The organism is Ruegeria sp. ANG-S4 (assembly GCF_000814005.1).
GTDB lineage: Bacteria > Pseudomonadota > Alphaproteobacteria > Rhodobacterales > Rhodobacteraceae > Ruegeria.
In genome coordinates this window covers 262,532-275,832 of the sequence record NZ_JWLK01000002.1, presented here as the reverse complement: position 1 = coordinate 275,832, position 13,301 = coordinate 262,532, and the positions used below count along the sequence as shown (strand labels likewise).

The 13,301-nt window shown below is 56.2% G+C and carries 11 protein-coding genes; 5 read left to right on the top strand and 6 right to left on the bottom strand.

Annotated elements, in window-relative coordinates; all coding sequences use genetic code 11:
- Positions 1-35 precede the first annotated feature (35 nt).
- From RA28_RS08725 to RA28_RS08715, 3 genes are all read right to left on the bottom strand, one after another.
- Complete coding sequence (locus RA28_RS08725; RefSeq protein ID WP_039527751.1) at positions 36-1,562, bottom strand: MFS transporter; 1,527 nt, start codon at positions 1,560-1,562, stop codon at positions 36-38.
- 99 nt (positions 1,563-1,661) lie between these two features.
- Positions 1,662-2,012: a hypothetical protein gene (locus RA28_RS08720; RefSeq protein ID WP_342585416.1), complete on the bottom strand. Its 351-nt coding sequence runs from the start codon at positions 2,010-2,012 to the stop codon at positions 1,662-1,664.
- A gap of 19 nt (positions 2,013-2,031) precedes the next feature.
- Positions 2,032-2,793 (bottom strand): DUF6478 family protein, encoded by a 762-nt coding sequence (locus RA28_RS08715; protein ID WP_039526816.1) that lies wholly within the window; start codon positions 2,791-2,793, stop codon positions 2,032-2,034.
- Between the two features lie 231 nt (positions 2,794-3,024).
- On the opposite strand from RA28_RS08715, the gene RA28_RS08710 reads away from it, so the two are divergent.
- Genes RA28_RS08710 through RA28_RS08695 form a run of 4 tightly spaced genes read left to right on the top strand, consistent with a single transcriptional unit; the run spans position 3,025 to position 9,260 of the window.
- Complete coding sequence (locus tag RA28_RS08710) at positions 3,025-6,114, top strand: ABC transporter transmembrane domain-containing protein (protein ID WP_039526814.1); 3,090 nt, start codon at positions 3,025-3,027, stop codon at positions 6,112-6,114.
- A complete protein-coding gene (locus RA28_RS08705; RefSeq protein WP_039526811.1) occupies positions 6,104-7,003 on the top strand; it encodes a CPBP family intramembrane glutamic endopeptidase in 900 nt (299 codons plus the stop codon). The genes RA28_RS08710 and RA28_RS08705 overlap by 11 nt, the downstream gene beginning before the upstream one ends.
- 59 nt (positions 7,004-7,062) lie before the next feature.
- Complete coding sequence (gene accD / locus RA28_RS08700; RefSeq protein WP_039526808.1) at positions 7,063-7,989, top strand: acetyl-CoA carboxylase, carboxyltransferase subunit beta; 927 nt, start codon at positions 7,063-7,065, stop codon at positions 7,987-7,989.
- The gene (locus tag RA28_RS08695; protein WP_039526805.1) at positions 7,986-9,260 is read left to right on the top strand and encodes a bifunctional folylpolyglutamate synthase/dihydrofolate synthase; all 1,275 of its coding nucleotides are present in this window, start codon (positions 7,986-7,988) and stop codon (positions 9,258-9,260) included. Before accD ends, RA28_RS08695 begins: the two co-directional genes overlap by 4 nt.
- A gap of 45 nt (positions 9,261-9,305) precedes the next feature.
- Here the strand turns inward: RA28_RS08695 and zapE are convergent, their stop codons facing one another.
- Positions 9,306-10,364 (bottom strand): cell division protein ZapE, encoded by a 1,059-nt coding sequence (gene zapE, locus RA28_RS08690; protein WP_039526803.1) that lies wholly within the window; start codon positions 10,362-10,364, stop codon positions 9,306-9,308.
- Positions 10,365-10,510: 146 nt separating this feature from the next.
- Between zapE and RA28_RS08685 the strand changes: the two genes are divergently transcribed.
- On the top strand, positions 10,511-11,752 hold the full coding sequence (locus tag RA28_RS08685; RefSeq protein ID WP_039526801.1) for an MFS transporter: 1,242 nt from the start codon (positions 10,511-10,513) through the stop codon (positions 11,750-11,752).
- On the opposite strand, the gene RA28_RS08680 is transcribed toward RA28_RS08685, so the two are convergent.
- Positions 11,753-12,661, bottom strand: coding sequence for an ornithine cyclodeaminase family protein (locus RA28_RS08680; RefSeq protein ID WP_039526798.1), 909 nt, complete (start codon positions 12,659-12,661; stop codon positions 11,753-11,755).
- Positions 12,658-13,278 (bottom strand): HAD family hydrolase, encoded by a 621-nt coding sequence (locus RA28_RS08675; RefSeq protein WP_039527748.1) that lies wholly within the window; start codon positions 13,276-13,278, stop codon positions 12,658-12,660. The genes RA28_RS08680 and RA28_RS08675 overlap by 4 nt, the downstream gene beginning before the upstream one ends.
- Positions 13,279-13,301: the final 23 nt, after the last annotated feature.

The following is a 13,301-nucleotide window of genomic DNA, read 5'->3' as shown; positions in this document are numbered from 1 at the left end:
GGGGCCGCGCAAGTCGCGGCCCTTTGCTTTTGCGGTTAGCCTTCGACCTTGTGCAGCCGGTTTTCATCCAGCATCAACGCCAGAACAATCCCAACCGAGACTGAGACAGTTGCGAAGACAAACGCCATGTTCATGCCGCTGTCAAATGCAGTCGCTAGGGCGGATGTGACTTTCTCGGCTTCGGCTGAGCTGAGCTTTTGCAATATCGCCTGCGCGGACGGCGTATCCAAAGTGCCGCCATTGATGGCCTTTTGATCCGCCTCTGACAGATTGATACCGTCAGCGGCCAAGGTTTTAGCGAGGCTGGCTAGACTGGTCACATACATGATTGCGGTGGCGCATGCGACGGCGATCGCGCCATAGACGAGGTGGGTCATAAAGCTGAGCCCACCGACCAGTCCAGCGCGCTCGGGTTTCACGGCACACACTGCCGCCGTACCCGATGGCCCAACGGTAAGTGTCGCGCCGAGGCCAATCATCGCCATACCGGGTAAAATCTGAAAATATCCAAGTCCGGCGGGCAGAACGACGACGCTGGCGGCGCCAACCGTCGCACACACATAGCCCCAAAACAGCAGGCGTTTGGGTCCGAAATCGTTGTAGAGCGTGCCCGAGACGATCGACCCCACCGCCAGCAACAGCGTAAGAGGTGCCAAGCCGAGGGCTGATTCAAAAACCGACCAGCCAAGAACTTTCTGCATGTATTGCGGGAAATACAGCAATCCGACAAAAGCAGCAGCAACGTTGAACATGTTCAGGCCAAGGGTAATCAGAAACTCGCGGTTTTGCATCAATTGCGGCAGAAGCAGCGGTTCTTTCACACGCTTTTCAACCCTTGGGAACAGGACAAAAAGCGCTGCACTAACCAAGAAAAGCAACAACAGCGGCGCTGATGTCCACCCCCAATCCGCGCCCACATCCAGACCGTATAGCAGCACCAAGACCGCGACGGACAAAACCCCGACGCCGGCAAAGTCGATATGTTCGCCTTGTTTGTGTTTGGTTTCCCTTTCCAGTAGCACAAATGCAGTCACCATGGAGACGCTTGAGAAAATGACGTTGGCCAAAAAGAAGTACCGCCAGTCGCCAAAGCTGACGGCGGCACCGCTTATCAACGGGCCAAAGACGTTTCCGGTTGTCACGCCTGCCAGGATCAGGCCCATAACCAGTGCGCGGTGCTCGGGTTTCGAAACCTTTGTGGCCCCGAATGCCAATGTGCACGGCCAGACGCATCCGGCCCCGATACCCTGCAACGCCCGTGCGCCGATCAGGTAGTCCAGCCCCGGTGAAACAAGGCACAGGACCGAGGCAAACAGGAAAATCGAAAGCCCGATGATCATCACTTTGCGGTGGCCATACATGTCGCCAAGCCGGCCCCCAGCGACCATGGTCATCGCAAAAAACAACGCGTAGATGTTCAGCACCCACTGGGTACTGGTGATGTCAGAGTCAAAACTGTTCTCGATGGCAGGAACTAGCATCAGCGCGCCGGTAAAATCGATACCGATGCCAAAACCCGTCACCATCAGGGCAATGACCTTAAAGATACTCTGACGCTCCATGAAGCCACCCAGTTTGTCAGGAACGCCCCATTGATGCACGTAACCAGTGAAAAAGATACAAAAAACCGGTTCTTGGACGCTTCAGGAATGGCTGAAAGATCAATCGCGCTGGGAATTCACCCTGCGAAACGCACGCTTGAGCATGTCCAACTCTGCACGAAGCAGAGCGACCTCGCCTCGCAGATCATCAGCGGCTGGATCACCTGCGATGATCGTGAAATCTGCCAGTCTTGCGTTGGTTTCCAGGTCCTGAATGATGATGCTGTGCACACCCTCTGACACGGCACTGGCGGGGACCGGGACACGCAGCGTCCATCCATCAGTGTCCCTGATCAACTCGATATCCGAGACAGCATCGCCCAAGTAAACCGCCCGAACACGTGGCTCTGTGTCCGAGGTGATGTGTCCTTCCCACAGGCCATTTTCAAAGCGCGTCGGTGTAAGGGTCATCTTGGTCAAGGCATTTCCTTCAAAGATCGGCGCGGTGATGGCGGCACAAGGTCAAGTCGCGCAGAACGACTTTGTTCATTGCCGGTTTATCCAGGATCACGTCCAACCACAGCTTTTCTATTCGCCGCTCATTCAGCGTCAGATGGGCCAGATCAAAATCCACCGATCCAACCGGAGAGTCGGTTTCAAGCTCGCGCAAAACCTCTTCGGTATTTGGGCCGTGCTGAATGTTCAGCCGGGTAAAAACGTTCAAAGGACGTTCGCTTTCTACAATGCAATCCAACCGCAGCATATGCTGTCGGGTCAGTCCCTGGGCAGCAGTTGGCGGCAGTTCAATGGATAAGGAAAGAAAGGAACCTACAAAGCCAAGGGTTTCAACCGACAGTGAAAACGGGGCAAGATCTCTGTCGCGGCGATTGCGGACCTGACGCAGGGCAATCTCCGCCAGCGGGCAATCGTGAAACGATGTGACCTGGCTGTCCAACTGCGCTTTGCGCCCGACCGAGGCCATACCCGCACGGGACAATGGCTCTCGCCACAGATCAGGTCGCCATGACCAGTCGGTGCCAAGCGGCGTTGAAAACCTGGTGGACCCGATCAACGGACGTACCAACCTCCCATCGGCTTTTTGGATCATCTTATCCAGATGCGCGCGAAGCTGCCGGGCCTCGTCGCGGCGTTGCCGAAGATCGGACAGTGGGACGCGATCGACATTCTGGGCGACACGCGACCATCTTGCCAGAATGCGGCGGTGAATATGACGATCCAGAACTCTGCCCATAACTCCGGTTTCCAAATCCTATCCCTCTTTAGTCAAACTTTGGGGCCAGAATAAAGGCGTCCGTGACGGATTGAGGGTGAAAAAACGCAAATGCAAGTGAGACAGACATCCGGTCCCGCTTGTAATCGGTCATTCTTGCATTAGATCAGGCAGCCACGTACCTTCAGCGCCTGCAGGGTGCCGAGGTTCTACGGTTTCCGAAAACACCCAATAACAAGACAAGGCAGGGGCATGGAACGCACCCTATTCTCGTTCATCTGGAAATACTCAAAAAGGCAGCAGCTTGTATTGCTGGTGCTGACGGTTCTTTCGTTTCCGTTTCTCTACGCCTCGCTTGAGTTGCCCAAGCAAATTATCAACGATGCGATTGGTTCACCGACCAGCACAGTCGCGATTTTCGGATTTACGGTAACTCAGATTCAGTACCTTTTGATCCTGTGTTTCGCGTTTCTGGCGACCGTTATCGCCAGCGGTTTGATGAAAATGCGCATCAACACGATGAAAGGTATTTTGGCGGAACGCATGTTGCGCCGATTGCGGTTTACTTTGATCAGCAGGTCAATGCGGTTTCCCAAGTCGTACTTCGCCGCAACCAGTCAGGGTGAACTGGTGTCGATGATCACTTCCGAGGCTGAACCGATGGGTGGCCTGATGGGGGATGCGATCGCCCAGCCCGTGTTTCAGTTCGGCCAAATGATGACGATTGTCACCTTCTTGTTCATGCAAAGCGTTTGGTTCGGTTTGGCAAGTATCGCGCTTATTCCGCTGCAGGCGTGGTTGATCCCGAAACTGCAGCGTCAGATCAACCTGTTGAACAAGGACCGCATTCAAGAGGTCCGCCGGCTGAGCTCCGAGATCGGTGAAAGCGCAGCGGGCATCAGTGACCTGCGGGCCAACGGAGGGTGGCGTTACCGTCTTGCGCAGTTCAGTCATCGACTGGGCACCTTGTTTGAGATCCGGTTCAAGATCTACAACAAGAAGTTCTTCATGAAGTTCCTCAACAACCTGATCACGCAGATCACGCCGTTCCTGTTTTATTCGGTTGGAGGGTATCTTGCGATTACGGGTGAGGTAACGGTCGGTGCGCTTGTCGCAGCGTTGGGTGCCTACAAAGACCTGAGCGGTCCATGGAAAGACCTGTTGACCTACTACAACCAGGTTCAGGACATGTCCCTGCGTTGGGAAATTGTAACCGAGCGGTTTGCGCCATCCGGCATGATACCCGAGGCGCTGTTCGACGGTGAACCCGAAACGATCCCGCACCTGACGGGCGACATCGAATTGCACAATGTCACAGTGCAGGACGATGACGGCAAAACCATACTGGAAGATATTGACCTGACCATCCCCCAAGGTGCGCGCGTTGCGATACAATCCACCAACGCTGCAGAACGCACCGCGCTGGCCCAATTGCTGACGCGAGAGGTGCTGCCCGTGCAAGGCGACGTAATCCTGGCCGGACACAGGTTGAACGAATTGCACCAGAAGGTGATCGCCGCCCGGATCGGCTATGCCTATTCGCGCCCCTACCTGTTTGACGGAACCATGGGCGACAACCTTCTTATGCCGTTGCGTACGCACCCACAGCACGAAGGCGCTGCCAAAAAAGCACCAACCCGGCGTCAGATCGAGGCGGTACGTGCCGGGAACCCGCCGGATTCGCTGGGGGATGAATGGATTGATCCGTCGCTTGCAGGGCTGGATGACATCGAAGAGATCCGCGATTGGTGGTTCAAACTGGTCGAGGCGATGGGCATTGACGAGTTCATGTTCCGGCGAACCCTGCGATCTCAGTTCGATCCGAAACTGCATCCCGTTCTGGCCCAGGAAATCGTCAACCTGCGCGGTACGATTGCCGATCGACTGAAGGAAAAGGGCCTGGACGAGTTTGTGTATCGGTTCGAGCCTGACCAGTTCAACCCAGCGGTTCCGTTGGGCGGCAATCTTCTGTTTTCAGCGCCCACAAAGGAAATATCGCCTGAACTTCTTGCCGGTGACGGTCGTTTTTTGTCCATGTTGGCCGCAAACAGTCTGGACGACGACGCACTTTCAATAGCCGAAGCGGTGCTGGACACATTGAACCAGACGTTCGGTCGCGACGGGGCTGATCATCCTCTGTTCCTCAGGTTGGGCATGTCCAAGGAGATGTATCACCGCTTGCTGGATATCGAGGATCGTCGGAAGACCAAGGGCGATGACGCTATCAGCGATCAGGAACGCGGTTTACTGTTGACCGTGCCGTTCATGCTGACAGCCGAGCAGATCGGACCCAGTTTCCCCGAGAAATACAAGGACAAGATTCTGGCTATTCGGCAAAATCAGGCAGAAAACCTGCGAAATACGCTGGAGGAAATGTTCGTGCCGCTTGCACCGCATGTCTATTTCCCACGCCTGACCGCGTTGGAGAATGCGCTGTATGGGCGCGTGTCCATCATGGCCGGCGCCAAAGCGGATGAGATCGAAAATCTGGTTGCGGATGTCCTGAACGAAGCAGGGCTGCGCCGTCGTGCTGCCGCGATCATTTATGATTTGCCAGCCGGTCTGGGGGGAAACAACCTGCCGACAGTGTTTCAGGAACGTGTGTCGTTTTCGCGGGCAGGGATCAAGCGCCCCGACATCCTGATCCTGGACAAGGCGTTGGCCAGCCACGACACGGAAAGCCGCCTGCGGACACGGTTGAAGCTTCGCGAGCTGCTTCCACAGTCCATCATGATTTTCATGGAAGATCACTTTGCCCATCCGGAAGCCTACGATCTGTTTGTTGAAATCAAGGATGGTCGAATTGACGGTGTCTCTCGCACGGAACGGGAAGTCGAAGACGACTTGTCCGACGATCTCAGCCGAAAGCTCAAGATCATTTCCTCGACCGAGCTGTTTGCGGGCCTTGATGGCCGAAATCAGCGGCTTCTGGCCTTTTCTGCGCAATGGTACGAGGTGGCAGAAGGCCAAACGATCTTTTCGCGCGGTCAGGCCCCTGACGCGGCATATCTTTGTATCTCGGGGCAAGCCAAAGTGTACTGGATGACCGAGGATGGTGAACACCAGTCTATTTCCACGGTTGAGCCGGGGCGTCTGATCGGCGATTTGGCCGTTATTACAGGCGAAAGTCGGCAATTGGACCTGATCGCCACCCAACCTTGCACATTCCTTCGGATCGGGGCCGAGGAGCTGCGCGCCGTTGTCGAAAGCGACGCCAAAGTGGCCATGCAATTGCTCGAAACGGTTGCGGGTTATCTGACATCTTTGGCCGAACGCGTGCGAACGTCTAACATACGGTTGGACACCGAGGACGATGAGGTCGAAACCAGCCATGCAGGATAGAGCAGGGCGCACAGCCTATTCCAGCCATGAGCAACTGGTCAAAGCGGTGCGAGGTCGCTCCGAAATCTGGCGCTTGTTGGTTGGAATTGGCGTCATCGTGCTGGTCGTGGCGCTTTTGAATGCGGTTTTGTTTGCCCTTGTCGCCAGCTTTGCCTTGCCGGAATGGACAGACGCGTTGGTGCAAGGTTCGACGCCTTTGGCTTTGCTGATAATCCTTGCCAGTTTCGCTTTTGCAATTTTCGGTGTCGCGCTTGCGGCACGGCGGCTCCAGCATCGTGCGTTGGTCACTGTCATTGGTCAGCCCTTGCTGGCGATACAGCAGTTCTGGCGCGTGTTCCGGGTTCTTGTCGTTCTGGGGCTGGTTGTCCTAGTGTTGCCGCCCTATGACATGGGTGCGCCGCTGGTTCCGAATTTGTCGTTGCGCTCGTGGCTCTTGCTTTTGCCGCTTTCGGTTGCTGCCGTACTGATCCAAACCGGTGCCGAAGAGATCCTGTTTCGCGGGTTTCTGCAGCAAAGCCTCGCCGCGCGGTTCCGCTCTCCCGTCATCTGGATGGGAATTCCTTCGCTTCTGTTTGCTTTGGGCCACTATGATCCGGAGGCTTCCGGTGAAAATGCCATGCTTGTCGTGATCTGGGCCGGCGTATTCGGATTGCTTGCGGCGGACCTGACGGCCCGGTCCGGGACGCTGGGCCCGGCCATCGCGCTGCATTTCTGTAACAACGCCTCAGCCTTGTTGTTGTTTTCGCTTCCGGACATGCTTGGCGGCCTCGCCTTGTATCACGTGCCTTTCGACGCGTCCGATACCGAGCTGCTGCGGCAATGGCTGTATGTGGATTTCGCCTTGATGATCGTCGCCTGGCTGGCCGCGCGAATTGCGCTAAGGCGTTGATTGCAATTCCCGCGCCATCGCCTTATTTGACGTCAACACCGCATCATCAGGGTTCCGACATGAACTGGATCACAAACTACGTCCGCCCCCGGATAAACTCGATCTTCTCGCGCCGGGAAGTGCCGGAAAACCTATGGCACAAATGCGATGAATGCGGAACAATGCTGTTTCACCGGGAACTTGCGGAAAACCAAAACGTGTGCACCCAATGTGGCCACCACATGGCGATCACTCCGCGCGACAGGTTCAGGCATTTGTTTGACGGGGGTATCTTCACCGAAGTAGCGGTTCCGGCCCCGAATGACGACCCGCTGCAATTCCGGGATCAGAAAAAATACCCAGATCGCATGAAGGCCGCGCAAAAGAAAACCGGCGAGAAAGAAGCGATGCTGGTTGTCACCGGCGAAATCGGCCGGACGCCGATAGTTGCGGCTGCACAAGATTTCTCGTTCATGGGTGGCTCGATGGGCATGTATGTCGGCAATGCCATCATTGCCGCCGCGCAGGAGGCCGTGAAACTCAAACGCCCCCTGATCCTGTTTTCGGCTGCGGGTGGCGCGCGCATGCAGGAGGGGATTCTGAGCCTCATGCAGATGCCCCGCACAACCGTAGCCGTGGAGATGTTGAAAGAGGCGCAACTGCCCTACATCGTGGTTCTGACCCATCCGACAACCGGTGGTGTGACGGCGTCCTACGCGATGTTGGGCGACGTTCATATTTCTGAACCAAATGCGCTGATTTGTTTCGCCGGGCCCCGCGTTATTGAACAGACAATCCGTGAAAAGCTGCCAGAGGGCTTTCAACGCGCTGAATATCTGTTGGATCACGGAATGCTGGACCGGGTCACGAAGCGCACGGACATGCGCGAGGAGTTGATTACCATCACACGGATGCTGATGAACCAACCACCAGCGGTGAAAGGGGACCTTCCGGCACCCGAACCCGAAGCGGACCCGGCACCGGATGAAGGGTCGAACGGAAAATGACTGCCGAGTCGTCGGACGTCATCCTTGACCGGATGATGGCGCTGCACCCCAAGATCATAGATCTGACCCTGGATCGTGTTTGGCGCTTGCTGGCCGCCTTGGACAACCCGCAGACCAAATTGCCGCCGGTTATTCACATCGCCGGAACAAACGGCAAAGGGTCCACCCAGGCGATGATCCGCGCGGGGTTGGAGGGTGTGGGTTTGACGGCCCATGCATACACGTCCCCGCATCTGGCGCGGTTTCATGAGCGTATCCGACTGGCAGGTTCGCTGATCTCCGAGGCGGAGCTGACCGCCGTCTTGGACGAATGTTACGCCGCCAACGGTGGCGAGGACATCACCTACTTTGAGATCACCACCTGCGCAGCACTGCTTGCTTTTGCAAGAACGCGTGCAGATTACACCTTGCTTGAGGTTGGATTGGGTGGGCGTTTAGATGCGACCAATGTCGTCGAACAGCCTGCGGTCACGGTGATTACTCCGGTTTCCATCGACCATGAGCAGTTTCTCGGGGACACGCTGGGCAAGATCGCGGCCGAAAAGGCTGGCATTATAAAGCCTGGCGTTCCTTGCATCGTCGGCCCGCAGGAAGATGAGGCTCTGGAGGTCATCGAGTACACGGCCGCACGTCTCGGCGCACCGTTGATGGTACATGGCCATCATTGGCATGTGCACAAGGAAAACGGCCGTCTGGTGTATCAGGACGAAACGGGTTTGCGCGATCTTCCCCTGCCGAACCTGTTGGGGGCGCATCAGATTTTGAATGCAGGCGCCGCGTTGGCCGTGTTGCGCCATCTAAACCTTGGCGACGCGGCGTATGAGGCCGCGGTCACCAAGGCTGATTGGCCCGCAAGGATGCAGCGGTTGAAGACCGGACCGCTGGTCGAGCAAGCGCCTGAGGCCGAGCTTTGGCTGGATGGTGGACACAATGCGGCCGCGGGCGTTGCGCTGGCCGACCTATTGTCGACGCTGCCCAAGAAGCCGACGCATATGATCTGCGGAATGCTCAACACCAAAGACGTAACAGGCTATCTGGGTCCTCTAGCGAAACAGGCCGACAGCCTGACGGCCGTGACAATTCCCGGCGAGAAAAACACACTTCCTGCCGAAGACACCGCCGCGGCAGCGGCACGTGTCAATCTGCCAGCTGCGACGGCAGACAGTGTTGCAGGGGCGTTGCACGCGATCATCGATAAAGACCCTCAAGCACGCGTCCTGATTTGCGGCTCGCTTTATTTGGCAGGCAACATCCTGCGCGAAAACGGCTGACGCCTTTCCGTTGGACAGAATTAAGTCCGCCCAATCGTCAAAACTCTATTTGCCCCAATACTTGTCCTGCATTTCCCGCAGTCGAGAGGCCGTGCGCTCGAACTCAAAGGTTCCTTCGCCCTCGACGTAAAGCATCTCAGGCTCGGCAGCAGCCGAACAGATCAGGCGGACCCTGGCCTCGTACAACGCGTCAATCAGAGTGACAAAGCGTTTGGCCTCGTTGAAGTTGTTCCGCGACAGTCTTGGAATATCTTCCAGAACCAACACTTTCAGCGCTTCAGCGACCGCCAGATAGTCGCCGGGGCCCAACATGCGGCCACACAGATCGTAGAACGATGCGCGGGCCACGCCGTTGCGGAACGCCGGTAATGTGACTTCCCGCCCTTTGACATGCAGCACCAGCGGCTCAGCCGGTCCACCGGACAGATCATCCCAAACGGCTCGGATCTTCGCCCGCGCCTCTGGCCCTATCGGAGAGAAATAGACCGGCGACCCCTCCAGCCTGTTCTGACGGTAATCGGTGGGCGATACCATCTCCCACACTTGCAGTTGGTCCTTGATGTGCTGGATGAAAGGAAGGAACAACTGGCGGTTCAACCCGTCCTTGTAAAGGTCGTCAGGGTGCCGGTTCGACGTCGTCACGACCACCACACCCCCGGCATGCAGCATGTCAAACAGGCGTCCCACGATCATCGCATCCGTAATGTCGGTGATCTGCATCTCGTCAAAGGCCAGTATTCGAACGGATTTCACAACTATTTCGGCGACCGGTGCCAAAGCGTCTTCGACACCGTCCTCGCGCGCCTTGTGTAGACCTGCGTGGATTTCCTGCATGAAGGCATGAAAGTGGACACGCCGTGCAGGAATGTCGCCCAGCGTATCTACGAACATATCCATCAGCATGGACTTGCCGCGCCCTACACCGCCCCACAGGTACAGACCTTTTGGTGGCGGAGGTGCCTTGCGGAACAAACTCCTTTTTACCGGTTTCGCCAATTCTGTATGAATGCGGTCGAAATGAGGTAAAACAGCCTCTTGCGCGGGATCGCGGGTCAGCGAGTCATCCGCGATACGGGCCTCATAAATCGAAGTCAGATCCGTCATAGCTGAGCCATAGCGCCCAGTTTGCGCATTGAAAAGCAAGCTTTTGTTGCATGCATCAATTTTACTTATCCCGCAGGTCAAAACTCCTGAATTGACCAAGCGCGGAAACACGGTAACGTGCAGTCTGCCTGATCCCCGAGGACCCGATGCAACACTCTGCACGCCTGCTGAATCCGATATTGATCGTCGGCTGTATCATAATAACCGTAAGCTTTGCGGTGCGGGCATCCTTTGGTGTCTTCCAGATCCCGATTGCCGAGGAATTCGGTTGGCTTCGCACAGATTTCTCGATGGCCATCGCTATTCAGAACCTGGCTTGGGGCATCGGACAGCCGATTTTTGCGGCCATCGCCGAGAAAGTTGGTGATCGAAGAGCGATTGTATTGGGCGCGATTACATACGCCGCTGGCATGGTCCTGTCCGCTTGGTCCGTGACGCCGTTTGGTCACCAAATGTACGCATGGCTGGTCGGATTTGGTATCGCAGGTACTGGCTTCGGAGTGGTCTTGGCGGTTGTGGGACGTGCGTCGTCGGACGAAAACCGCTCGATGTCTTTGGCCATCGTCACGGCGGCGGGAAGTTTTGGACAGGTTATCGGTGCACCAACTGCAGAATGGTTGTTGAGTTTCCTGCCTTGGCAACAGGTCTTTATCGTCTTCGCAGTGGCGATTTTGGCGTTGGTTCTGACGCTGCCTTTCATGCGTGCACCGCAGGCCATCAGCAAGGCCGAGTTGCAGGAAAGCATGGGACAAATTCTTGGAAAGGCCTTGCGCGACCCATCTTATGCGCTGATTTTCCTGGGCTTTTTCAGTTGCGGTTATCAGCTCGGGTTTGTCACGGCCCATTTCCCCGCGTTCGTGACCGAAATGTGCGGTCCGATCCAACCGGGCGGGGTGCTGCACTCCATCGGCATAACCACAACGTCGGCGCTGGGTGCCGTGTCGATTTCGTTGATTGGTCTGGCCAATATCGGGGGCACGTTGCTTGCCGGATGGGCGGGTAATCATTTTCCCAAGAAATACCTGTTGGCGACAATCTACACCGGTCGAACAATTGCGGCGGCCCTGTTCATCATTTTCCCGATAACACCAATGTCGGTCATCGTGTTTTCACTGGTGATGGGCTCGCTTTGGTTAGCGACCGTGCCATTGACCTCGGGGCTGGTGGCGCACCTGTATGGTTTGCGCTACATGGGCACGCTGTATGGCATCATCTTCCTGAGCCATCAGATCGGCAGTTTCCTGGGCGTGTGGTTGGGTGGTCGTATGTATGACCAGTACGGAGATTACACCACGGTTTGGTGGATCGGCGTTGCTATCGGAGCTTTCAGCGCCATCGTCCACCTTCCAATCCGCGAGAACCGGCCTGCATCGCCGGTTGCAGCCTGATTACCGGCGGAATTTCCGGACAATGTAATGGCTGGTCATCAAGTCCAGATGCGCACCGCCGCCGTTCTTGAAAATGGTAACAGCGGTCGGATCCGGTTTGAATTTGTCCAGATCGTAAAAATCGGCCACCAAGTTTTCCCGCTTGATTGCACCATTGGCAGTAGGCGTTTTGATCTCACCGATATGGTCCGCTGTCGTGGCAAAGCAGTCCAAATAGATCGGGCCCGTTTGTAATGCAGCATCGTCTGCCTCGCGCATGTCCGGCCGATAGGCGCCAACAAGATTCACGTGTTGCCCGGGGCGCAGCCACTCTCCTTTCAAAAACGGCTCAGAACTCATGGTTGCTGTTACAATGATGTCGGCCCGGTTGACCGCATCTGGCAGCGAATATTCGACGTCTACGGTTTCAAGCGACTTGGCCAGAGCCTCGGCCTTTGAAGCCGTTCTGTTCCAAAGGCGTAGCGTGGCGTTGGGGAAACCGACAGAAAAAGCCTCGCACAATGAATGCGCCACGGGCCCCGCGCCGACGATCAACACGTTGCGGCTGTTGGGGTCGGCCAGCTTCAGGGCTCCCAGCAGGCTGTCACCGGCGGTCTTCCACTTCGTGACCAGAAAGAAGTCGACCACTGCGGATAAACGCCCGTCAGAACCGTCAAAAAGACTTACGGTTCCATCTATGACGGGCCGCTCGATCTGTGCGTTGCCGGGAAAAATCGTTGCCGACTTTACGGCAATACCCAAACCGTCTACCCAGGCACATCGTGACAACAGCGTGTCATCCCCGCGATAGAGAAAGGTGTCTTCGATCTCGGCGACAGGGCGTTTGTGGCCCTCTTCAAAAGCGCGGGTCAGTTCCAACCAGTCGAGATTGGCTTCACCTTCGTCAAACGGTATCTGAAGGACGTTCATTGCGCTTCCTTTTTCGACAACAAACCCTCGGCAACCAGTCGATCTGCCCAGCCTTCTGGGCCAGTGAAATGATGCGTTTGCCATCCGCGCGAACGTGCCGCTTCCAAGTTCTCAACTCGATCATCCGCAAACAAAAGCATTGAAGGCTCTAGCCCGCAATCGGCCTCGACCATCTGGTAAATGGGCTGGTGGGGTTTGACTGCTTTCATCCGTCCGGATACATATTGCCGGTCAAACTCGTTCAGAAATGGGTAGACGGTTGTGGCGTAGGCAAAGTTTTGCACCCCGAAATTGGTCAAAGCAAAGACCGGAACACCGTTTCCGCGCAACGCACGGAGCAGGCGTACGGAATGGGGAATTTCAGGGGCTGCCAACTCGATCCAATTGTCGTGCCACATCCGTATCTCGTCGCGCCATTCGGGGTATTTCTCGGCCCAGTCGTAGATCGTGTCGGTAAAATGATGTCCCTGGTCGACCAAGTCATTCATACCGTGCAGGTCGACCTCGGAAAACATCGCCCGGCGCCGTTCTTCTCCGATGACCTGATCATAATAGCGTTCGGGCTGCCACTCGATCAGAACATTTCCGATATCAAAAACAACGGCTTCGACGGGCATGATATGGTCCTGTATTCTGAAAT

Coding starts and splice junctions, on each gene's coding strand:
- RA28_RS08725 (WP_039527751.1), bottom strand. CDS start 1,562: ATGGAGCGTCAGAGTATCTTTAAGGTCATTGCCCTGATGGTGACGGGT.
- RA28_RS08720 (WP_342585416.1), bottom strand. CDS start 2,012: ATGACCCTTACACCGACGCGCTTTGAAAATGGCCTGTGGGAAGGACAC.
- RA28_RS08715 (WP_039526816.1), bottom strand. CDS start 2,793: ATGGGCAGAGTTCTGGATCGTCATATTCACCGCCGCATTCTGGCAAGA.
- RA28_RS08710 (WP_039526814.1), top strand. CDS start 3,025: ATGGAACGCACCCTATTCTCGTTCATCTGGAAATACTCAAAAAGGCAG.
- RA28_RS08705 (WP_039526811.1), top strand. CDS start 6,104: ATGCAGGATAGAGCAGGGCGCACAGCCTATTCCAGCCATGAGCAACTG.
- accD (WP_039526808.1), top strand. CDS start 7,063: ATGAACTGGATCACAAACTACGTCCGCCCCCGGATAAACTCGATCTTC.
- RA28_RS08695 (WP_039526805.1), top strand. CDS start 7,986: ATGACTGCCGAGTCGTCGGACGTCATCCTTGACCGGATGATGGCGCTG.
- zapE (WP_039526803.1), bottom strand. CDS start 10,364: ATGACGGATCTGACTTCGATTTATGAGGCCCGTATCGCGGATGACTCG.
- RA28_RS08685 (WP_039526801.1), top strand. CDS start 10,511: ATGCAACACTCTGCACGCCTGCTGAATCCGATATTGATCGTCGGCTGT.
- RA28_RS08680 (WP_039526798.1), bottom strand. CDS start 12,661: ATGAACGTCCTTCAGATACCGTTTGACGAAGGTGAAGCCAATCTCGAC.
- RA28_RS08675 (WP_039527748.1), bottom strand. CDS start 13,278: ATGCCCGTCGAAGCCGTTGTTTTTGATATCGGAAATGTTCTGATCGAG.